The sequence below is a fragment of the Mycobacterium sp. genome (assembly GCF_004298145.1).
Lineage (GTDB): Bacteria > Actinomycetota > Actinomycetes > Mycobacteriales > Mycobacteriaceae > Mycobacterium.
Genome location: NZ_SCRH01000032.1, coordinates 75,152 through 95,902, shown reverse-complemented (window position 1 = coordinate 95,902; position 20,751 = coordinate 75,152). Strand labels below are relative to the sequence as shown.

General features: G+C 66.8%; 20 protein-coding genes. 15 read left to right on the top strand and 5 right to left on the bottom strand.

Going from position 1 to position 20,751, the window contains the following annotated elements:
* Positions 1–35: 35 nt before the first annotated feature.
* The 15 genes from EPN51_RS12375 to nuoN all read left to right on the top strand — a co-directional run bounded on the left by EPN51_RS12375 (position 36) and on the right by nuoN (position 16,409).
* Positions 36–437, top strand: coding sequence for a hypothetical protein (locus tag EPN51_RS12375; protein WP_293042739.1), 402 nt, complete (start codon positions 36–38; stop codon positions 435–437).
* A 311-nt stretch (positions 438–748) separates the two neighbouring features.
* Positions 749–1,126, top strand: a complete 378-nt coding sequence (locus EPN51_RS12370; RefSeq protein WP_293042657.1) for an NADH-quinone oxidoreductase subunit A — start codon at positions 749–751, stop codon at positions 1,124–1,126.
* A gap of 8 nt (positions 1,127–1,134) precedes the next feature.
* Positions 1,135–1,689, top strand: a complete 555-nt coding sequence (locus EPN51_RS12365; RefSeq protein WP_293042654.1) for an NADH-quinone oxidoreductase subunit B — start codon at positions 1,135–1,137, stop codon at positions 1,687–1,689.
* On the top strand, positions 1,686–2,393 hold the full coding sequence (locus tag EPN51_RS12360) for an NADH-quinone oxidoreductase subunit C (protein WP_293042651.1): 708 nt from the start codon (positions 1,686–1,688) through the stop codon (positions 2,391–2,393). The genes EPN51_RS12365 and EPN51_RS12360 overlap by 4 nt, the downstream gene beginning before the upstream one ends.
* Positions 2,393–3,718 (top strand): NADH dehydrogenase (quinone) subunit D, encoded by a 1,326-nt coding sequence (gene nuoD, locus EPN51_RS12355; RefSeq protein ID WP_293042648.1) that lies wholly within the window; start codon positions 2,393–2,395, stop codon positions 3,716–3,718. Before EPN51_RS12360 ends, nuoD begins: the two co-directional genes overlap by 1 nt.
* Positions 3,715–4,473, top strand: coding sequence for an NADH-quinone oxidoreductase subunit NuoE (gene nuoE, locus EPN51_RS12350; RefSeq protein WP_293042645.1), 759 nt, complete (start codon positions 3,715–3,717; stop codon positions 4,471–4,473). Before nuoD ends, nuoE begins: the two co-directional genes overlap by 4 nt.
* Entirely contained in the window at positions 4,470–5,828 is a 1,359-nt protein-coding gene (nuoF, locus tag EPN51_RS12345) for an NADH-quinone oxidoreductase subunit NuoF (RefSeq protein WP_293042642.1), read from the top strand. Before nuoE ends, nuoF begins: the two co-directional genes overlap by 4 nt.
* Positions 5,829–5,936: 108 nt before the next feature.
* A complete protein-coding gene (locus tag EPN51_RS12340; RefSeq protein ID WP_293042639.1) occupies positions 5,937–8,360 on the top strand; it encodes an NADH-quinone oxidoreductase subunit G in 2,424 nt (807 codons plus the stop codon).
* Positions 8,361–8,368: 8 nt separating this feature from the next.
* Positions 8,369–9,640: an NADH-quinone oxidoreductase subunit NuoH gene (nuoH, locus tag EPN51_RS12335; RefSeq protein WP_293042736.1), complete on the top strand. Its 1,272-nt coding sequence runs from the start codon at positions 8,369–8,371 to the stop codon at positions 9,638–9,640.
* Positions 9,633–10,178, top strand: a complete 546-nt coding sequence (gene nuoI / locus EPN51_RS12330; RefSeq protein WP_293042636.1) for an NADH-quinone oxidoreductase subunit NuoI — start codon at positions 9,633–9,635, stop codon at positions 10,176–10,178. Before nuoH ends, nuoI begins: the two co-directional genes overlap by 8 nt.
* Before the next feature lie 38 nt (positions 10,179–10,216).
* Entirely contained in the window at positions 10,217–11,005 is a 789-nt protein-coding gene (locus EPN51_RS12325) for an NADH-quinone oxidoreductase subunit J (RefSeq protein ID WP_293042733.1), read from the top strand.
* Complete coding sequence (nuoK, locus tag EPN51_RS12320; protein ID WP_293042634.1) at positions 11,002–11,301, top strand: NADH-quinone oxidoreductase subunit NuoK; 300 nt, start codon at positions 11,002–11,004, stop codon at positions 11,299–11,301. The genes EPN51_RS12325 and nuoK overlap by 4 nt, the downstream gene beginning before the upstream one ends.
* A gap of 10 nt (positions 11,302–11,311) precedes the next feature.
* Complete coding sequence (gene nuoL / locus EPN51_RS12315) at positions 11,312–13,198, top strand: NADH-quinone oxidoreductase subunit L (RefSeq protein WP_293042631.1); 1,887 nt, start codon at positions 11,312–11,314, stop codon at positions 13,196–13,198.
* An 11-nt stretch (positions 13,199–13,209) separates the two neighbouring features.
* Entirely contained in the window at positions 13,210–14,832 is a 1,623-nt protein-coding gene (locus tag EPN51_RS12310) for an NADH-quinone oxidoreductase subunit M (RefSeq protein WP_293042628.1), read from the top strand.
* Entirely contained in the window at positions 14,829–16,409 is a 1,581-nt protein-coding gene (gene nuoN / locus EPN51_RS12305) for an NADH-quinone oxidoreductase subunit NuoN (protein ID WP_293042626.1), read from the top strand. Before EPN51_RS12310 ends, nuoN begins: the two co-directional genes overlap by 4 nt.
* A gap of 27 nt (positions 16,410–16,436) precedes the next feature.
* Here nuoN and EPN51_RS12300 read toward each other — a convergent pair whose 3' ends face one another.
* From EPN51_RS12300 to EPN51_RS12280, 5 genes are all read right to left on the bottom strand, one after another.
* Positions 16,437–16,829 (bottom strand): hypothetical protein, encoded by a 393-nt coding sequence (locus EPN51_RS12300; protein WP_293042730.1) that lies wholly within the window; start codon positions 16,827–16,829, stop codon positions 16,437–16,439.
* Positions 16,830–16,893: 64 nt separating this feature from the next.
* Positions 16,894–18,156, bottom strand: a complete 1,263-nt coding sequence (locus EPN51_RS12295) for a DUF58 domain-containing protein (protein ID WP_293042624.1) — start codon at positions 18,154–18,156, stop codon at positions 16,894–16,896.
* Between the two features lie 7 nt (positions 18,157–18,163).
* Positions 18,164–19,141, bottom strand: a complete 978-nt coding sequence (locus tag EPN51_RS12290) for a MoxR family ATPase (RefSeq protein ID WP_293042622.1) — start codon at positions 19,139–19,141, stop codon at positions 18,164–18,166.
* Between the two features lie 19 nt (positions 19,142–19,160).
* A complete protein-coding gene (locus EPN51_RS12285) occupies positions 19,161–19,643 on the bottom strand; it encodes a hypothetical protein (protein WP_293042620.1) in 483 nt (160 codons plus the stop codon).
* Positions 19,640–20,578 carry a DUF4129 domain-containing protein gene (locus tag EPN51_RS12280; RefSeq protein WP_293042618.1) on the bottom strand — a complete coding sequence of 313 codons (939 nt, stop codon included), beginning with the start codon at positions 20,576–20,578 and terminating at the stop codon, positions 19,640–19,642. The genes EPN51_RS12285 and EPN51_RS12280 overlap by 4 nt, the downstream gene beginning before the upstream one ends.
* Positions 20,579–20,751 lie beyond the last annotated feature (173 nt).

Genomic DNA, 20,751 nt, shown 5'->3' with positions numbered 1-20,751 from the left:
GCAACAGCAGTAGCATCTGCATCGTGTCCGACTCCATCCCCCAATCCAGCGTCGCCCTGCGGATCCTCGTCTACAGCAGCAACGTCCAAACCCGCGAACAGGTGATGCGGGCGCTGGGCAAGCAATTGCACCCCGATCTGCCCGAGTTGAGCTACGTCGAGGTGGCGACCGGCCCGATGGTGGTACGGACGATGGACGCGGGCGGCATCGACTTGGCCATCCTGGACGGTGAGGCCGCCCCGACCGGCGGCATGGGAATCGCGAAACAGCTCAAAGACGAACTCGAGACCTGCCCGCCGCTGGTGGTGCTCACCGGGCGTCCCGACGACGCGTGGTTGGCGTCCTGGTCGCGCGCCGAGGGCGCGGTGCCGCATCCCATCGATCCCATCGTGCTGGGCCGCACGGTTCTCAGTCTGCTGCGAACCCCGGTTCGCTGACCCACTCCAAGCCGCTATCTTCGCGGCGGCTCTTGCCTCCCGGCCACCGCTTGCGGCGGTTCTGACCACCCCTGCGCCGGCCGGCGCCGTTGATCCCGGCGAGCGTCCCGAACGCGTCACCTCGTGAGTTCGCGCAGCCCAACACGCGCGCGACGCCCCAGCACCGCAAAACGCCTACCCCGGGCAAGCGCACCGCATGCCGCGACGCTATGTTGAAGATCACTGCGACGGGCTTCAGACCCAGTCCGTCACAGCAGCCCCGTTACCGCCTGGACGCTGCAGGCGGCTGGTACGACGGATCATGGAGCGAATTGAACGTCTACATACCCATCCTGGTGCTAGGTGCGATCGCCGCCGCCTTTGCCGTGGGCTCGGTGGCGATCGCGAGCCTGGCCGGCCCATCACGTTTCAACAAGTCGAAGATGGCGGCCTACGAGTGTGGAATCGAACCCACCGAGACATCGGTGAGCGGCCCGCATGCGACGGCGGGGCAGCGGTTTCCGGTGAAGTACTACCTGACCGCAATGCTTTTTATCGTCTTCGACATCGAAATCGTGTTCCTGTATCCCTGGGCGGTCAGCTATGACGCGCTGGGCACGTTTGCTCTGGTCGAAATGGTCGTGTTCATGCTCACGGTTTTCGTGGCCTACGCATATGTGTGGCGCCGCGGCGGCCTGACGTGGGATTGAGGTGGGACGTGGGTATTGAGGAACAGCTGCCTGGCGGGATTCTGCTGTCCACGGTCGAGAAGGTTGCGGGCTACGTCCGCAAGAACTCGCTGTGGCCCGCGACGTTCGGGTTGGCCTGCTGCGCCATCGAGATGATGGCAACCGCTGGGCCAAGATTCGACATCGCGCGGTTCGGCATGGAACGCTTCTCGGCCACCCCTCGGCAGGCCGATCTGATGATCGTCGCCGGGCGGGTCAGCCAGAAGATGGCGCCGGTGCTGCGGCAGATCTACGACCAGATGGCCGAGCCCAAATGGGTGTTGGCCATGGGCGTGTGCGCGTCCTCCGGCGGGATGTTCAACAACTACGCGATCATTCAGGGCGTGGATCACGTGGTTCCGGTGGACATCTACCTGCCCGGATGTCCGCCGCGGCCGGAGATGCTGCTGCACGCAATCCTGAAGCTGCACGAGAAGATTCAGGAGATGCCGCTGGGCGTCAACCGGGAAGAAGCCATCGCCGAAACCGAACAGGCGGCGCTGTCGGCCCGGCCCACGATCGAGATGCGCGGACTGCTGCGATGAGCTCGCCAGACCAGGACCCGAAAGAAGCAATCAGCGGCGCCGACGAGGAAGTCATCGACGTGCGTCACGGCATGTTCGGCGTCGAGGGCTCGGGCGACACGTCCGGTTACGGGCGGCTGGTGCGCGAAGTCCTGCTTCCGGGCAGTAGCCCGCGGCCCTACGGCGGGTATTTCGACGAGCTGGTCGACGGCCTGGCCGACGCCCTGAAAAAGGCCGGCGTCGATTTCATGGACGCGATAGAAAAAGTGGTCGTGTACCGCGACGAGCTCACCCTGTACGTCCGCCGTGAGGCGCTGCCGCAGGTCGCCCAGCGTCTTCGCGACGAACCACAACTGCGCTTCGAAATGTGCCTTGGCGTCAGCGGGGTGCACTACCCGCACGAGGCGGACCGCGAACTGCACGCGGTTTATCCGTTGCTGTCGATCACGCACAACCGCCGCGTCCGACTGGAAGTATCTGCGCCCGACGGGGATCCGCACATTCCGTCGCTGTTCGGCATCTATCCGACCACCGACTGGCACGAGCGTGAGACCTACGACTTCTTCGGCATCATCTTCGACGGGCACCCGTCGCTGACCCGCATCGAAATGCCCGACGACTGGCAGGGACATCCGCAGCGCAAGGATTATCCCCTCGGCGGGATCCCCGTCGAATACAAAGGCGCACAGATACCCCCGCCCGACGAGCGGAGAGCGTACAACTAATGAGCACCACCACCGAATCGACGCAAGACGGCGCCGGCGAGACACTCGTGGTCGCTGGCGGCCAGGACTGGGACAAGGTCCTCGAAGCCGCCCGCGGTGCCGATCCCGGCGAGCGCATCGTCGTCAACATGGGGCCCCAGCACCCGTCCACGCACGGCGTGCTGCGGCTGATCCTGGAGATCGAGGGCGAGACGGTCACCGACGTCCGCTGCGGAATCGGGTATCTGCACACCGGCATCGAAAAGAACCTCGAATACCGTTACTGGACCCAAGGCGTCACGTTTGTGACCCGGATGGATTACCTCGCACCGTTTTTCAACGAGACCGCCTACTGCCTGGGCGTGGAGAAGCTGCTCGGTATCACCGACGAGATCCCGGAACGGGTTGACGTCATCCGGGTGATGATGATGGAGCTCAACCGGATCTCGTCGCATCTGGTCGCCCTGGCCACCGGCGGCATGGAGCTGGGCGCCATGACGCCGATGTTCGTCGGTTTCCGGGGCCGCGAGATCGTCCTGAACCTGTTCGAATTGATCAGCGGTTTGCGGATGAACAGTAACTACATCCGGCCCGGCGGTGTGGCGCAGGACTTACCGCCCAACGCGGAGACCGAGGTCGCGGCTTCCCTCGAGCCGCTGCGCGAAGTCCTGCGCGAAATGAGCGGTCTGCTCGACGAGAACGCCATCTGGAAGGCCCGCACCCAGGACGTCGGCTACCTGGATCTGACCGGGTGTATGGCGCTGGGCATCACCGGGCCGATACTGCGTGCCACCGGGTTGCCCCACGATCTGCGCAAGAGCGAACCGTACTGCGGATACGAAAACTACGAATTCGACGTGATCACCGAAGACACGTGTGATGCTTACGGGCGCTACATCATTCGCATCAAAGAGATGTGGGAGTCGATCAAGATCATCGAGCAGTGTCTGGACAAGTTGAAGCCGGGCCCGACGATGGTTGAGGACCGCAAGATCGCCTGGCCGGCCGACTTGAAGGTGGGCCCCGACGGGCTCGGCAACTCGCAGGAGCACATCGCCAAGATCATGGGCAGCTCGATGGAGGCCCTGATCCACCACTTCAAACTGGTCACCGAGGGCATCAGGGTTCCGCCCGGCCAGGTGTACACGGCGGTCGAGTCGCCGCGCGGGGAGATCGGCGTGCACATGGTCAGCGACGGCGGCACCCGGCCCTACCGGGTGCATTTCCGAGACCCCTCATTCACCAACCTGCAGTCGGTCGCCGCGATGTGCCAAGGCGGGATGGTCGCCGACCTGATCACCTCGGTCGCCAGCATCGACCCGGTCATGGGCGGGGTGGACCGGTGACCGGCCCGCAGGGACGGCCGGCATTCATCCAGCTCGGCCCGCCGCGCGGCGAGCCCAACGCGTTCGTCGTCGAGGGCGCGCCCACGTCGTATCCGCCCGAGGTCCGGACCCGGCTGGAGGCCGACGCCAGGGAGATCGTGGGCCGTTACCCCGACAAGCGCTCGGCGCTGTTGTCGTTGCTGCACCTGGTGCAGGCGCAGGATTCCTACCTGACACCGGCGGGCTTGCGGTTCTGCGGTGAGCAGCTCGGACTCACCGGGGCCGAGGTGTCGGCGGTGGCGAGCTTCTACACGATGTATCGCCGCGGCCCCACCGGCGATTACCTGGTGGGCGTCTGCACCAACACGTTGTGTGCCGTCATGGGTGGCGACGCCATCTTCGACGCCCTGCAAGAACATTTGGACATCGGCAACGACGAGACGACCGCCGACGGATCGGTCACCCTGCAACACATCGAGTGCAACGCCGCCTGCGACTACGCGCCGGTGGTGATGGTGAACTGGGAGTTCTTCGACAACCAGACGCCGGACTCGGCGCGCGAACTCGTCGACTCGCTGCGTTCCGGTGAGCCCCGGCCGCCCACCCGCGGTGCGCCGCTGTGCGCCTTCAGGGAGACGTCGCGCATCCTGGCCGGCCTGCCCGACGAGCGCCCCGACCAGGGACAAGGTGGCGCCGGCGCCGCCACGCTGGCCGGTCTGAAAGTCGCCAAGGAACACGGCATGCAGGCGCCCGGCACGCCGGAAGGCCAGCAATGACAACCACTTCCGGGACGCCGGGGGCATCCGCCTCGCAGGCCACGCCGCTGACACCGGTGCTCAGCCGCTTCTGGGACGATCCGGAATCCTGGACCCTGCAGACCTACCACCGCAACGACGGCTATCGGGCGATGAAAAAGGCGCTGGCGATGGAGCCCGACGCGGTGATCGGGATGGTGAAGGATTCCGGGCTGCGCGGGCGCGGTGGCGCCGGCTTCTCCACCGGCACCAAGTGGTCGTTCATCCCGCAGGGCGACACCGGCGCTGCCGCCAAACCGCACTACCTGGTGGTCAACGCCGACGAGTCGGAACCCGGTACGTGCAAAGACATTCCGCTGATGCTGGCGACACCGCACGCCCTCGTCGAGGGCATCATCATCGCCGCGTACGCGATCCGCGCCCACCTTGCGTTCATCTATGTGCGCGGCGAGGTGCTGCCGGTGCTGCGCCGCCTCCACAACGCGGTGGCCGAGGCCTACGCCGCCGGCTACCTGGGCCGCGACATCAACGGCTCCGGCTTCGATCTGGATCTGGTGGTGCACGCCGGCGCCGGCGCCTACATCTGCGGCGAGGAAACCGCCCTGCTGGATTCGCTGGAAGGCCGCCGCGGCCAGCCACGGCTGCGCCCACCGTTCCCCGCGATGGCTGGGCTGTACGGCTGCCCCACCGTGATCAACAACGTCGAATCGATCGCCAGCGTGCCGCCGATCGTGCTGCGGGGCCCCGACTGGTTCCGGTCGATGGGCACCGAGAAGTCGCCCGGGTTCACGCTGTATTCGCTATCCGGCCACGTCACCCGGCCGGGCCAGTACGAGGCCCCGTTGGGAATCACGTTGCGCGAGTTGCTCGAATACGCCGGCGGGGTGCGGGCCGGGCATCGGCTCAAGTTCTGGACACCGGGCGGATCGTCGACACCGATCCTCACCGAGGAGCACCTCGACGTGCCGCTGGACTACGAGGGCGTGGGTGGGGCCGGTTCCATGCTGGGCACCAAGGCGCTGCAGATTTTCGACGAGACGACGTGCGTGGTGCGCGCGGCCCGGCGCTGGTCGGAGTTCTACAAACACGAGTCGTGTGGCAAATGCACACCGTGCCGGGAGGGCACCTACTGGCTGGTCCCGATCTACGAGCGGCTGGAAACCGGCCGGGGCACTCGAGAGGATCTGGACACTCTGCTCGACATCGCCGACGTCCTGTTCGGGAAGTCGTTCTGCGCGTTGGGCGATGGCGCGGCGATGCCGGTGCAGTCGTCGATCCGGTACTTCCGGGACGAGTACATCGCCCACCTCGAGGGCGGTGGCTGCCCCTTCGACCCCCGCGACTCGATGCTGATGCCCAACGGAGATAACGCGTGACCCGCGACGCGACGATGCAGAGCAGAAAAGCGATGTGGGGGCACGCCCCCTCGCCGCGGTGCGGCTGGGGGGACCCCCACCCGCTTGCGGGGGAGAGGAGCGCCGCTCATGACTAGTACGGCCAAAACCGAAACCGACGACGAGGTACGTCCTCCGGACATGGTGACGCTGACCATCGACGACGTCGAAATCAGCGTTCCCAAGGGAACTCTGCTGATCCGGGCCGCCGAATTGATGGGCATCCAGATCCCGCGGTTCTGCGAACACCCGTTGTTGGATCCGGTGGGCGCGTGCCGACAGTGCCTGGTCGAGGTCGAAGGCCAACGCAAGCCGATGACGTCGTGCACCGTGGTGGCCACCGACGACATGGTGGTGCGCACCCAGCTGACGTCGGAGGTTGCCGACAAGGCGCAGCACATGGTGATGGAACTGCTCCTGATCAACCATCCGCTGGACTGCCCGATGTGCGACAAGGGCGGCGAGTGCCCGCTGCAGAACCAGGCCATGTCCAACGGCCGGCCCGAGAGCCGATTCCACGACGACAAGCGGCACTTCGCCAAGCCGATCAACATCTCGTCGCAAGTGCTGCTGGATCGGGAGCGGTGCATCTCGTGCGTGCGCTGCACCCGGTTCTCGGATCAGATAGCCGGCGACAATTTCATCGACGTGCTGGAGCGCGGTGCGCAGCAGCAGATCGGAATCGCTGGGAACGAACCGTTCAACTCCTACTTTTCGGGCAACACGGTGCAAATCTGCCCGGTGGGTGCGCTGACCGGTACCGCCTACCGATTCCGCGCGCGTCCCTTCGATCTGGTCTCCAGCCCGAGCATCTGTGAACACTGCGCCTCCGGGTGCGCGCAGCGCACCGACCACCGCCGCGGCAAGGTGATGCGCCGGCTGGCCGGCGACGACCCGGAAGTCAACGAGGAGTGGAACTGCGACAAGGGCCGCTGGGCGTTCAATTACGCCACCCAGCCCGACGTGATCACCACTCCCCTGGTCCGCGATGCCGACGGCGCGCTGCAACCGGCCTCGTGGCCACACGCGATCGCCATCGCGACGCGGGGCCTCGAAGCCGCGCGCGGGCGCGCCGGGGCGCTCGTCGGCGGCCGGGCGACCTGGGAGGACGCCTACGCCTACTCCAAGTTTGCACGAATCGTCTTGGGCAGCAACGATATCGACTTTCGGGCCCGCCCGAGTTCGGCCGAGGAGGCCGACTTTTTGGCGGCCCGTATCGCCGGCAGACCGATTACCGTCAGCTACGCCGACCTGGAATCGGCTCCGGTGGTCGTGCTGGTCGGGTTCGAGCCAGAGGACGAGTCGCCGATCGTGTTCCTGCGGCTGCGCAAGGCGGCCCGCAAGCACGGGGTGCCGATCTACGCGGTCGCGCCTTTCGCCAGCCGGGCGCTGGACAAGATGTCCGGCCGGCTGATCAAGACCGTTCCCGGCGCCGAAGCGTCGGCGCTGGACGGGTTGGCGACCGGCGAGGTGGGTGATCTGCTGTCCACCCCGGGCGCGGTCATCATGGTCGGCGAGCGGATGGCCACGGTGCCGGGAGGGTTGTCCGCCGCCGCCCGGCTTGCCGACAGCACCGGCGCTCGGCTGGCCTGGGTGCCGCGGCGGGCCGGCGAGCGGGGTGCGCTGGAGGCCGGTGCGCTGCCCAAGTTGCTGCCCGGCGGCCGCCCGGTGGACGACGAGACCGCCCGGGCTCAGGTTGCGAAGGCCTGGAACGTATCCGAATTGCCTTCTGGCAGTGGGCGTGACGTCGATGGCATCCTGGCCTCCGCCATCGACGGGACGCTGGCCGCACTGCTGGTGGGCGGTGTGGAGCCCGACGACTTCGCCGACCCGCAAGTGGTGCTGGCGGCCCTGGACGGCGCCGGCTTCGTGGTCAGCCTGGAGATGCGGCACAGCGCCGTCACCGAACGGGCCGACGTGGTGTTTCCGGTCGTGTCGACGACACAGAAGGCCGGTGCGTTCGTCAACTGGGAAGGCCGCTTTCGGCCGTTCGAGGCCGCGTTGCAGGGGCAGCAAGCCGGCCTATCCGACCACCAGGTGCTCGACACGCTGGCCGACGAGATGGGCGTTTATCTGGGGATGTCCACCGTCGACACAGCCCGCGAAGAAATGGCCGCACTACGGCACTGGGATGGCAAGCGCGCCGCGAACCCGGACGTCGCGGCCCCGGAGCCGCCCAACGCCGGCAACGGGCCTGAAAAAGGACAGGCGGTGCTGGCCGGCTGGCGGATGTTGCTGGACAACGGCCGAATGCAAGACGGTGAGCCACATTTGGCGGGGACCGCGCGCGAAGCCGTGGCGCGCCTGTCCGCCGACACCGCCGCCGAAATCGGCGCCGCCGACGGCGAGGCGGTCACGGTCAGCACGTCACGCGGATCCATCAGCCTGCCGCTGGCCGTCACCGACATGCCCGACAGGGTGGTGTGGCTCCCGCTGAACTCATCCGCCTCGGCGGTGCACCGTCGACTCGGCGTGACCCTCGGCAGCGTCGTCGCGATCGGAGTGGGCGCATGACGAGCGGCTTGACCGCATTCGGGCACGACACCTGGTGGCTGGTGCTCGGCAAGGCGCTGGCCGTCTTCGCGTTCCTCATGGTGAACGTGCTGGTCGCGATCCTCCTCGAACGCAAGATTCTCGGCTGGATGCAGCGGCGGCCCGGCCCCAACCGGACGGGGCCGTGGGGTGTCCTGCAGAGCCTGGCCGACGGAATCAAGTTGGCGCTCAAGGAAACCATCACCCCGGGCGGCGTCGACAAGTTCGTCTACTTCGCGGCGCCGGTCATCTCCACGATCCCGGCGTTCACCGCCTTCGCGTTCATCCCGTTCGGCCCCGTCGTGTCGGTGTTCGGTCACCGCACACCGCTGCAGCTGACCGACCTCCCCGTCGCGGTGCTGTTCATTCTGGGGCTGTCGGCCATCGGGGTATACGGAATTGTCCTGGGCGGCTGGGCCTCCGGGTCCACCTACCCGCTGCTGGGCGGGGTGCGCTCCACCGCCCAGGTCATCTCGTACGAGGTGGCGATGGGGTTGTCGTTCGCAGCGGTGTTCCTCTACGCCGGCTCCATGTCCACGTCACAGATCGTCGCCGCGCAGGACCGGGTCTGGTACGCGTTCCTGCTGCTGCCGTCATTCGTGATCTATCTGATCTCGATGGTCGGCGAAACCAACCGGGCGCCATTCGATTTGCCCGAGGCCGAGGGTGAGCTGGTCGCGGGATTCCACACCGAGTATTCGTCGCTGAAGTTCGCGATGTTCATGCTCGCCGAGTACGTCAACATGATGACGGTGTCCTCGCTCGCCACCGTCCTGTTCTTCGGTGGCTGGCATGCCCCGTGGCCGCTGAACATGTGGGAGGGCGCCAACACCGGCTGGTGGCCGGTGCTCTGGTTCACCGCCAAGATGTGGACCTTCTTGTTCATCTACTTCTGGCTGCGGGCCTCGTTGCCCCGGCTGCGCTACGACCAGTTCATGGGGCTGGGCTGGAAGCTGCTGATTCCGGCGTCGTTGGTCTGGGTGCTGATCGCGGCGGTGATCCGCACCCTGCGCAACCAGGGGTATGCGTATTGGACCCCGGTACTGGTGGTCAGCAGCATCGTGTTCGCGACGGCGCTGCTGTTGTCGCTGCGAAAACCGTTCAGCGCGCCGGGCATTCGCGCGCTGGAGCGACACCTGCGGCGCGAGGCGAAAAAGCTCCCGGCCATACCAGGCTCCGCACCGGTGTTCCCGACACCGCCACTGCCGGCGAAAACCCTGAAGTCCCTGGAGGCAGCGAGCAAGGAGGAAGCACGTGGCTAAATTCTTGGATGCCGTGGCCGGATTCGGCGTGACGTTCGGATCGATGTTCAAAAAGCGCGTCACCGAGGAGTATCCGGAAAAGCCGGGCCCGATCATGCCGCGCTATCACGGCCGTCATCAGCTGAACCGTTACGAGGACGGCCTGGAGAAATGCATCGGGTGCGAACTGTGTGCCTGGGCGTGCCCGGCCGACGCGATCTACGTCGAGGGCGCCGACAACACCGAGGAACTCAGGTATTCACCCGGGGAACGCTATGGCCGGGTGTATCAGATCAATTATCTGCGCTGCATCGGCTGCGGCCTGTGCATCGAGGCCTGCCCGACCCGGGCGCTGACGATGACCAACGAGTACGAGATGGCCGACGACAACCGCGCCGACCTGATCTACGAGAAGGACCAGCTGCTGGCCCCGCTGCTGCAAGACATGCTCGCGCCGCCGCACCCCAGGGCCGCCGGCGCCACCGACAAGGACTACTACCAGGGCAATGTGACCGCACACGGGTTGCGGGAAACCGAGCGCACCGGGGATTCTCGGTGACCGGTTTCGCAGGCCACGCCGTCGCTTCGGCCTCCTATCTGGCCTCCAGTTTTTCCCACGACACCATCGTTCGAACCTCCACGGGCGAAGCGGTGACGTTCTGGGTGCTGGGCGCGCTGGCCGTGATCGGTGCGCTCGGGGTGGTCGTGGCGGTCAACGCCGTGTACTCGGCGATGTTCCTGGCGATGACCATGATCATCCTGGCCGTGTTCTACATGATCCAGGACGCGTTGTTCCTGGGCGTCGTTCAGGTCGTGGTCTATACCGGCGCGGTGATGATGCTGTTCCTGTTCGTACTGATGCTCATCGGCGTGGACTCCGCGGAATCGCTGCGGGAGACGCTGCGGGGTCAGCGCGTCGCCGCGGTGGCCGCCGGTGCCGGGTTCGGCATTCTGCTCATCGCCGCCATGGGCAACGTGGCCACCGGCGGTTTCGCCGGGCTGACCACCGCGAACGCCGCCGGCAACGTGGAAGGGCTGGCGGCGCTGATCTTTTCCCGCTACCTGTGGGCGTTCGAGCTCACCAGCGCGCTGCTGATCACCGCGGCGGTCGGGGCCATGGTGCTGGCGCACCGCGAACGTTTCGAGCGCCGCAAGACCCAACGCGAGCTCTCCCAGGAACGATTCCAGCCCGGCGGGCACCCCACCCCGCTGCCCAGCCCCGGTGTCTACGCCCGTCACAACGCCGTCGACATGGCCGCGCTGCTTCCGGACGGCTCGTATTCGACGCTCTCGGTGTCGCCGATGCTGCGCAGCCGCGGCGCCGACGGCAAGAGGACTCCGTCCCCCGAGGAAAGTCCGAGTTTGTCCCAAGGTGGTGTGTCGTGAATCCGGCTAATTACCTGTACCTTTCGGCGCTGCTGTTCACCATCGGGGCCGCCGGTGTGTTGTTGCGCCGCAACGCCATCGTGATGTTCATGTGCATCGAGCTGATGCTCAACGCGGTCAACCTCGCCTTTGTCACGTTCGCGCGGATGCACGGCCACCTGGACGGGCAGATGATCGCGTTCTTCACGATGGTGGTCGCCGCCTGCGAAGTGGTCATCGGCCTGGCCATCATCATGACCATTTTCCGTGCCCGCAAATCGGCATCCGTCGACGACGCGAATCTACTCAAAGGCTGAAGACGCCAACATGATTCAATACACTCCGCTGTTGGTGGCGCTGCCGTCGGCGGGTGCCGCAATCCTGCTGTTCGGCGGGCGGCGCACCGACCGGTGGGGGCATTGGCTGGGCTGCGCCGCCGCCCTCGCCGCATTCGGCGTGGGCCTGGGCCTGCTGGGCGAGTTGCTCGGCCGCGCCGCCGACGACCGCGTCATCCACCAGAGGCTGTTCAGCTGGATTCCCGTCGGAGGGCTCCAGGTAGACTTCGGACTGCAGATCGACCAGCTGTCGGTGTGTTTCGCGCTGCTGATCTCCGGGGTCGGGTCGCTGATCCACATCTATTCGGTCGCCTACATGGCCGAAGACCCCGGCCGCCGAAGGTTTTTCGGCTATCTCAACCTGTTCCTCGCCGCGATGATGCTGCTCGTGGTCGCCGACAACTACGTGGTGCTCTACCTCGGCTGGGAAGGTGTGGGCCTGGCCTCCTACCTGCTGATCGGGTTCTGGTACCACAAGCCGACGGCAGCAACGGCCGCCAAGAAGGCCTTCGTGATGAACCGGGTCGGCGACGCCGGGCTGGCCCTGGCGATGTTCGTGATGTTCAGCAATTTCGGCACCCTGTCGTATGCCGGGGTGTTCGCCGGGGCGCCCGGCGCCGACCGGGGCGCGCTGACCGCGATGGGATTGCTGTTGCTGCTGGGCGCCTGCGCCAAATCCGCGCAAATCCCGCTGCAGGCCTGGCTGGGTGATGCGATGGAGGGCCCCACCCCGGTGTCCGCGCTGATCCACGCCGCCACCATGGTGACCGCGGGTGTCTACCTGATCGTGCGCTCCAACCCGCTGTATAACCTGGCGCCCGACGCGCGACTGGCGGTGGTCATCGTCGGCGCCGTCACGTTGTTGTTCGGCGCAATCATCGGCTGCGCCAAGGACGACATCAAGCGCGCGCTGGCGGCGTCGACGATCAGCCAGATCGGCTACATGGTGCTGGCCGCCGGCCTGGGCCCGGCCGGCTACGCGTTCGCGATCATGCATCTGCTCACCCACGGTTTCTTCAAGGCGGGCTTGTTCCTCGGCTCCGGCGCGGTCATCCACGCGATGCACGAAGAGCAGGACATGCGCCGCTACGGCGGTCTGCGCGCCGCACTGCCGGTCACGTTCGCCACCTTCGGGTTGGGATACCTGGCGATCATCGGCATACCGCCGTTCGCCGGATTCTTCTCGAAGGACAAGATCATCGAGGCGGCGCTGTCCACCGGCGACACCCGGGGCTACGTGCTGGGCGGGGCCGCACTGCTGGGCGCCGGCATCACCGCCTTCTACATGACGCGCGTCATGTTGATGACCTTCTTCGGCGAAAAGCGTTGGGCCCCGGGCACCCATCCGCACGAGGTGTCGGCCTTGATGAAGTGGCCGATGATCCTGCTCGCGGTCGGCTCGACGTTCTCGGGATTGCTGCTGTGGTGGGGAAGCGCCCTACAGCGCTGGCTCGAACCGGTCGTCGGCGCGCATGAAGAGGCCGCCCATGCGCTGCCGGCCTGGGTCACCACCGTCGTGGCGCTGGGGGTCGTCATCGTGGGCATCGCGGTGGCCTACCGGATGTACGGCACCGCACCCATCCCCCTGGTCGCCCCGGCCCCCGCCTCGGTGCTTACCACCGCCGCGCGCGCCGACCTCTACGGCGATGCCTTCAACGAGGAGGTGTTCATGCGCCCCGGTGCGCAACTGACCCACGCGCTTGTCGAAGTCGACAACGCGGGTGTCGACGGCTCGGTCAACGCGCTGGCGGCGCTGGTGAGCGCGACATCAGATCGCCTGCGGGGGCTGCAAACCGGCTTCGCCCGCAGCTACGCATTGTCGATGCTGACGGGCGCGGTGCTGCTGGTCGCGCTGATCCTGGCGGTGAGACTGTGGTGAGCTCGGGTTTGATGAATTCGGTTCCGTGGCTCAGCGTGCTGTGGCTGGTCCCGCTGGCCGGCTCGGTGCTGATCATCCTTCTGCCCCCCGGGCTGCGACAGCTCGCCAAGTGGACCGGCCTGGCCTTCGGCCTCCTGACCCTGGCGGTGGCGATCGTCGTCACTCTCGGGTTCAAGACCGGGGGCGACGCTTACCAATTCGTCGAAAAACACGAGTGGATCCCGGCTTTCGGCGCAGGGTACACCCTGGGCGTGGACGGCATCGCGGTGGTGCTGGTGCTGCTGACAGCGGTACTGATCCCGGTGTTGCAGGTGGCCGGCTGGAACGACGGCGGCGATGGTGACGACCCGCTGCGCCCGGCTTCGCCGAGCTTGCGGTCGTCACGAAGTGTGCATGCCTACATCGCCCTGACGCTGGCCATCGAGTCGATGGTGCTGATCTCGGTGATCGCGCTGGACGTGTTGCTGTTCTACGTGTTCTTCGAAGCCATGCTCATCCCGATGTACTTCCTCATCGGCGGCTTCGGCGGCGGGCCCGGAAGGTCGCGCGCGGCCGTGAAGTTCTTGCTGTACAACCTGTTCGGCGGGCTGATCATGCTGGCCGCGGTGATCGGGCTGTACGTGGTGACCTCCGAGCACGGGTCGGGTACGTTCGACTTCCGCGAGATCGTGGCCGGCGTCGCCTCCGGCCGCTACGGGGCGGACTCCGCGGTGTTCAAGGCGCTGTTCCTGGGCTTCATGTTCGCGTTCGCGATCAAGGCGCCGTTGTGGCCGTTCCACCGCTGGCTGCCCGACGCCGCGGTCGAAGCCACCCCCGCGACCGCGGTGCTGATGATGGCGGTGATGGACAAGGTCGGCACCTTCGGTATGTTGCGCTACTGCCTGCAGCTGTTCCCCGACGCCTCAACGTATTTCCGTCCGCTGATCGTCGTGCTGGCGGTCATCGGGGTGGTCTACGGGGCGGTCGTCGCCATCGGCCAGACGGACATCATGCGCCTGATCGCCTACACCTCGATCTCGCACTTCGGGTTCATCATCCTGGGTATTTTCGTGATGACCACCCAGGGCCAGAGCGGGTCGACGCTGTACATGCTCAACCACGGCCTGTCCACGGCGGCGGTGTTCCTGATCGCAGGGTTCCTGATATCGCGGCACGGCAGCCGGGCGATCGCCGACTACGGCGGTGTGCAGAAGGTGGCGCCCGTCTTGGCGGGCACCTTCCTGGTCTCGGCCATGGCCACCTTGTCACTGCCCGGTCTGGCGCCGTTCATCAGCGAATTCCTGGTCCTGTTGGGAACTTTCAACCGGTACTGGCTGGCCGCCGGATTCGGCGTCACCGCGCTGGTGCTGTCGTCCGTGTACATGTTGTGGCTCTATCAGCGCGTGATGACCGGACCGGTCGCCAGCGGCAACGAGAAGATCGGGGACCTGAAGGCGCGCGAATTGATCGTCGTCGCACCGCTGATCGCGCTGCTGCTCGGGCTCGGGATCTATCCCAAGCCCGTGCTCGACATCATCAATCCCGCCGTGGAGAACACCATGACCACCATCGGTCAGCACGACCCCAAACCGATTGTGCCGGTGGGAAATCCCAGGCCAGTCGAAGCAGCCCGGACCGCTGAAGGACCGCGATGACCCTCCCCACACCCAGCATCCAGTACTTCCTGCTGTCTCCCACCCTCATCGTGTTCGGTATCGCCGTGGTGGGCATCCTCGCTGAAGCGTTCCTGCCCAGGCGGGCTCGCTACGGCGGCCAAGTGACGCTTGCCCTCGGCGGTTTGATCGCGGCGTTCGTCGCAGTCATCGCCGTGAGCCGCTCGATCGCCAGCTCCGGACGTACCGCGGTGCTGGGCGCCATGGCCATCGACCGACCCACGCTGTTTCTGCAGGGCACCGTGCTGCTGGTCGCGGTGATGGCGGTCATCTTCATGGCCGAGCGGAGCCAGGTCAAAACGGAAAGCAAGGTTTCGGTGGGGGCCGGCCCGGGCGGCCTGGACTCGTTCACCCCGCAGGCATCAGCGGTGCCCGACAGCGACGCCGAGCGGGACGCCGAGCGGGCCGGCGCCGCGCAGACGGAGCTCTTCCCGCTGGTGATGCTGTCGGTCGGCGGCATGATGGTCTTTCCGGCCTCCAATGACCTGCTGACCATGTTCGTCGCGCTGGAAGTGCTGTCCCTGCCGCTGTATTTGATGTGCGGCCTGGCTCGTCATCGCCGCCTGCTGTCGCAGGAAGCGGCCATGAAGTACTTTCTGCTGGGCGCGTTTTCGTCGGCGTTCTTCCTGTATGGCGTGGCGCTGCTCTACGGCGCGACCGGCACGTTGCTGCTGACCGGCATCCGGGATGCGCTGACCGCACGCGGCGACAGCTCGCTGGCACTGGTCGGTGTCGCACTGCTGTCGGTCGGCCTGCTGTTCAAGGTCGGCGCCGTTCCGTTCCACTCGTGGATTCCCGACGTGTACCAGGGTGCCCCCACCCCCATCACCGGGTTCATGGCCTCGGCCACCAAGGTCGCGGCTTTCGGTGCGCTGCTTCGGGTGGTCTACGTCGCGCTGCCGCCGCTGCACGATCAGTGGCGCCCGGTGCTGTGGACCATCTCCATCCTGACCATGGTGGTGGGGACCATCACCGCGGTGAACCAGACCGACGTCAAACGGATGCTGGCCTACTCGTCGGTCTCCCACGTCGGGTTCATCCTCACCGGGGTCATCGCCGACAACCACACCGGGCTCTCCTCCACGTTGTTCTATCTGCTCGCCTACAGCTTCAGCACCGTGGGCGCGTTCGCCATCGTGGGCCTGATCCGCGACGACGACGGTGTCGAGGACGCCTCGCTGTCGCACTGGGCGGGGCTCGGTCAGCGCTCACCCATTGTGGGCGTGATGTTTTCGATGTTCCTGTTGGCTTTCGCCGGTATCCCGTTGACCAGTGGATTCGTCAGCAAGCTCGCCGTGTTCGGGGCCGCCGCCCAGGGGGGTGCCGTGCCTCTGGTGATCGTCGGTGTGGTCGCCAGCGGCGTCGCCGCCTACTTCTACGTGCGGGTGATCGTGTCGATGTTCTTCACCGAAGCGACCGAGGACACCCCGCATGTGGTGGCGCCGGGCATCCTGAGCAAGGCCGCGATCGCGGTCTGCGCCGCGGTCACCGTGGCGTTGGGCATATTCCCGCAGCCCCTGCTCGACCTGGCCGATCAGGCCGCGCATCTGCTGCACTGATCAAGCGCCACGCGGTCGTGCCTGCGGTCAGCCCACAAACGGCCGGATAGCCAACAGGTAGATCGCCAGCGCTCCCAGCGGGGCGGCCAACGGCAGCCAGGGCAGCTGCAGCGGAAACGACGTCGCGACCAGCCCGGCGAACGTAAACCCCACGGCGGCAACGGCTGTCGGCCAGCTACCCAGCACCACCGGGGCGGCCGCGCCCACCGCATGACGGCACACCAGATAGGCGGCCGCGCACAGTCCGGACAGGGCGACGAACACGGGCGGTGGGTCGGACAGCACGACGGTCGCGGCCGCCAACAGCGCGGCAACCGTTGCGGCGGGGCGGAATACGGTGCCAACCCCAACGGCGATCAGCGCCGCCACCCACGCCGCAACCGCGAATCCGTGCGAGCCGTCGGCGGCCGACCCCACCATCAGCAGACCGAACCCGATCGCGAACGCGGGTGCCCCCACCCGCGCCAGCGCGCCCGTGCCACCGTTATCCACGAAGCCTCCCGCGCACCCGGCGACGGCGATCGGGCAGCACCCCCATCGACTGCTCCAGACCGCCGTCGCCTCGCCACGACACGATGTCGACACCGATCGTGGCCATGTCGCGATACATCGCGGAGCGCTGCAGCGCCCACATCCGATCGATCAGGGGATCCTGCTCGTCTTCGAACGGTGAACTGTCGAGAATGTCGACGGCCAACACGACATGGCCCCGCTTGCGCAGATCGATGAGGGCGAGCGCGAATTCGGTGTCGAGCAACGTGGAGAACGCTATGACGATCGCCCCGGCCGGGACCGCCGCGCGTGGCGCCAGCGTGCCCGTGGTGCGTTCGAATCCGTCGCCGGCGCCGAGCACGGTGTCGAGCACCCGATAGAACTGGCGCTGCCCGATGTCGGCGCCGAGCCAGCGCGGACGGTTGCCCCCGAGTGCGACGATTCCGGCCCGGTCACCGTGCCGCAACGCGGTTTGCACCACTTGCGCCGCACCGCGAACGACCCGTTCGGTGGCCGCGGTCGCCGGACCCGCCGGCTGGCGGTACCCGTCGATCAGCACGATGACGTCGGCGGCGCGGTCGGTCAGCCGCTCCGTGACATGTAGCTGACCGCGACGCGCGCTCACCGGCCAATTCACAGCGCGCAGTTGGTCTCCGGGCACGTAGGGGCGGATATCGGCGTATTCCACACCAGGGCCGATATGCCGGGTCAGATGGGAGCCCAGTCGGTCGAGTAATTCGATCTGCGGGATGGGCGTTGCCTGCGGCGGCGTCAGCGGAAACACGATGACCTCGGCGGCGTCGACCAGAGCCGTGCCCGCGAGCAGCCCGCCGCGCGCGATCGCCTCGACGCGGGCCACGATCCGGTACCGGCCCCAGCGCTGCGCGGTCGCGGCCACCGCTTTCCCTTGGCCCGCATCAAAATCGGGAATCTCGAGATCCATCCCGTCGACGTCGGGGACCGTGACCTGGACGTCCGATAATCCTTCTTCTTCCCCGGTAATCCACACGCGCACGTGCGCCTGTTCGTTTTCGAAGCATCGCTGCGCGTCGGGCTCACCGTGCACGCGAATCGTCGGCACCGGCCGCTGCCAGCTGATCGAGCACAGCACACCGAGCAGCGGCGCCGCGAACGCGATCAGCTGCCAGCGGGCGCCGACCACGGCAGCGGCAATCGCGAACCCCGCACAGGTGGCGGCAGCCCGCGTCAATCCCGACGCACGCCAGCGGAATTCGACCTCCCGGCTTTGCGTCACGCCGAACTCATCCGGTCTCTGCAGAACTCGCGCCGGTTCGCGGTACCGGCAGCCGGTGTAACAGCTCTCCGATGACATCGGCGCCCTGAATCTTTCGCACCCACATCTCCGGGCGCAGGGTGATGCGGTGCGCGACCGCCGCGGTGGCGAGCGCCTTGACGTCCTCGGGGATCACGTAATCGCGGCCGAGCAGCAGCGCCCGCGCGCGGGCGAGCTGCACCAGATCGAGTTCGGCGCGCGGGCTGGCGCCAACCGCAACCTGCGGATGGTGCCGCGTCGCATTGGCCAGCGACACCACGTAATGCAGGACGTCCTCGTGCACGGTCACCTGCTCGACCGATTCCCGCATCGCCAGCAGGTCGTGCGCGTCCACAACCTGATTGACCGTCGGCTCGGCCGAACCGCGCTCGAGGCGACGGCGCAGCATTGAGGTTTCGTCCCGTTCGGTGAGATACCGCAATTCCAGCCGGATCGCGAACCGATCGAGCTGCGCCTCGGGCAGCGGGTACGTGCCCTCGTACTCGATCGGGTTGTCGGTGGCCAGCACGATGAAAGGCCTTGCCAGCCGGTGTGTTTCGCCATCGATGCTGACCTGGCCTTCGGCCATCGCCTCCAGCAGCGCCGCCTGGGTTTTCGGCGGCGTGCGATTGATCTCGTCGGCAAGCAACAGGTTGGTGAAGATGGGCCCGGGCCGGAAGGCGAAACGGCCCGATTGCATGTCGTAGATCGTCGACCCGAGCAGGTCCGCCGGTAGCAGATCGGGCGTGAACTGCACCCGGGTGAATTTCAGACCCAGCGCGGCCGCGAAGGATCTGGCGATCAGTGTCTTGCCGAGGCCCGGCAGATCTTCGATGAGGATGTGGCCGCGCGCGAGCACCGCAGTGAGGATCAGTCTGAGCGCGGAGCGTTTTCCCACCACCGCGCGTTCTATTTCGTCGAGAATCGCCTCGCAGTGTGCGGTCGTGGTTGCCGTCGGCAGCGTCATGTGTGGATCGCGCCCCCTGTCATACCTGCTCCAACTTTCGCAGAATCTCTTCCAGCGCCGCTCGGCCCGGTCCCGGTTGGCGGTCACCGCTGCGGATGACGTTGTTGGGATTGACCCAGTCCCACAGTTCAACACCGAAGAGCATCCGACCCGTTGCGTGGAATGCCGCAGGGTCTTTGGCTTGTCTTTGGCCGGTAGCGATCTCGTAGCGCCGGGCCAGCATCGGACGCAGATGCCGGTCCCAGTCGGCACGGGTGGCCTCCGACCACCGGATCGTCGTCTCGGTGGTGGAAAGCCAGCGGCGCAACGAATCCCCGAGATCGTCGGGGTCCGACTCTGCGTGGGGCTCAAGCCCTCGCCCCAGGGCACGTCGCAGGCTGAGCAGCACCAGGGCCAACCCAATACCGGAGGCCGCCAACACCAGTCGCCGGTCATGCTGCGTCAGCGCCAGCAGTTCTATGCCTACGACGAGGCAAACACCCAGGGCCGTGGTCTTTTTCATACGACGCTCCGCGATCCCAGCTCGTCGAGGACCAGCCGAAGCACGCGCACCGCCACGTCGCGGTGACTCTCGTTCATCACGTGGGGGCTGAACCGCGCCTCGGTGAACAGGTCCACCAATTGGACGGCGTTACCGGCCTGCAGGGCATGGCGTTCGACCGCACGGGCCAACACCTCGGACGGGGTGTCGAAGTCCTGGGGGACCGCGCCGGGAACGTGTGCGAGTTCGCGTTCCATCGCGGCGTAGCAGGCGATGATCGCCCCGCGCGGTTCCCGGCGCGGGTCGGTCATCTCGGCCAGTCCGAGTTCGGCCGCCCGGGCCAATGACCGCGAAGGCGCCCCCGGCGCCCGGGATTCGACCGGTTCGTCGGCGATGCCGGGTGCCGTCGGGCGCCGCCGCCTCGCCGTGGCGACCGCTCCCGCGACGACCATCAACAACATCACGACCGTGCCGGCGAGCAAGACCCCCAGCATGTTCTGCGAGCCGTCGCGCGGACGGTGCTGACCTTGCTGCGGAGGCGTGGTCGCATGCGACGACGGAAGGGCGCCGGTCTCGGATGGTGACGGAGCGGGCGCCAGGGGGTGGGGCACCAGGAGCCGGGCCAGCAGCATCACGATCAGCAGCCAGGCCACGATCACCGCCAGTCCGATCAACAACACGCGCCAACTCGGTCGGCCCCTGCCGGTGCCCAACATGTCGGACAGTGCACCGGCGGATGGCGCGGGCGCACGCGGGTCTCGCAACCGCGCGACGACCGCGATCGCGACCAACGCGAGCATCGCGGCCAGAATCGCGACCACGAGCACCAGCGCTGCCCGGCCGCCCGACTCGCCGCGCACCGCATGGTGCGGAGCCGGGAGGTACCCGCGCAGGGCGGCCGCGACCACGAGTAGGAGAACGATCAGGGCAACGACTCGCCCTGTCGGCTTGTCCATACCAGGCATTGGCACACCACTCAACCGGTTGCCTGCCGCCGTTGCGGCACTGGCTTTGCTCATACTTGCACGTCAGGCGGCCCTAGGGCCAGGACTGGCGCCGGGCTTATCCACAGTCGGCGGTTCATCCACAGATTGACCTCACCTCCACCTTGTCGAACATATATTCGATT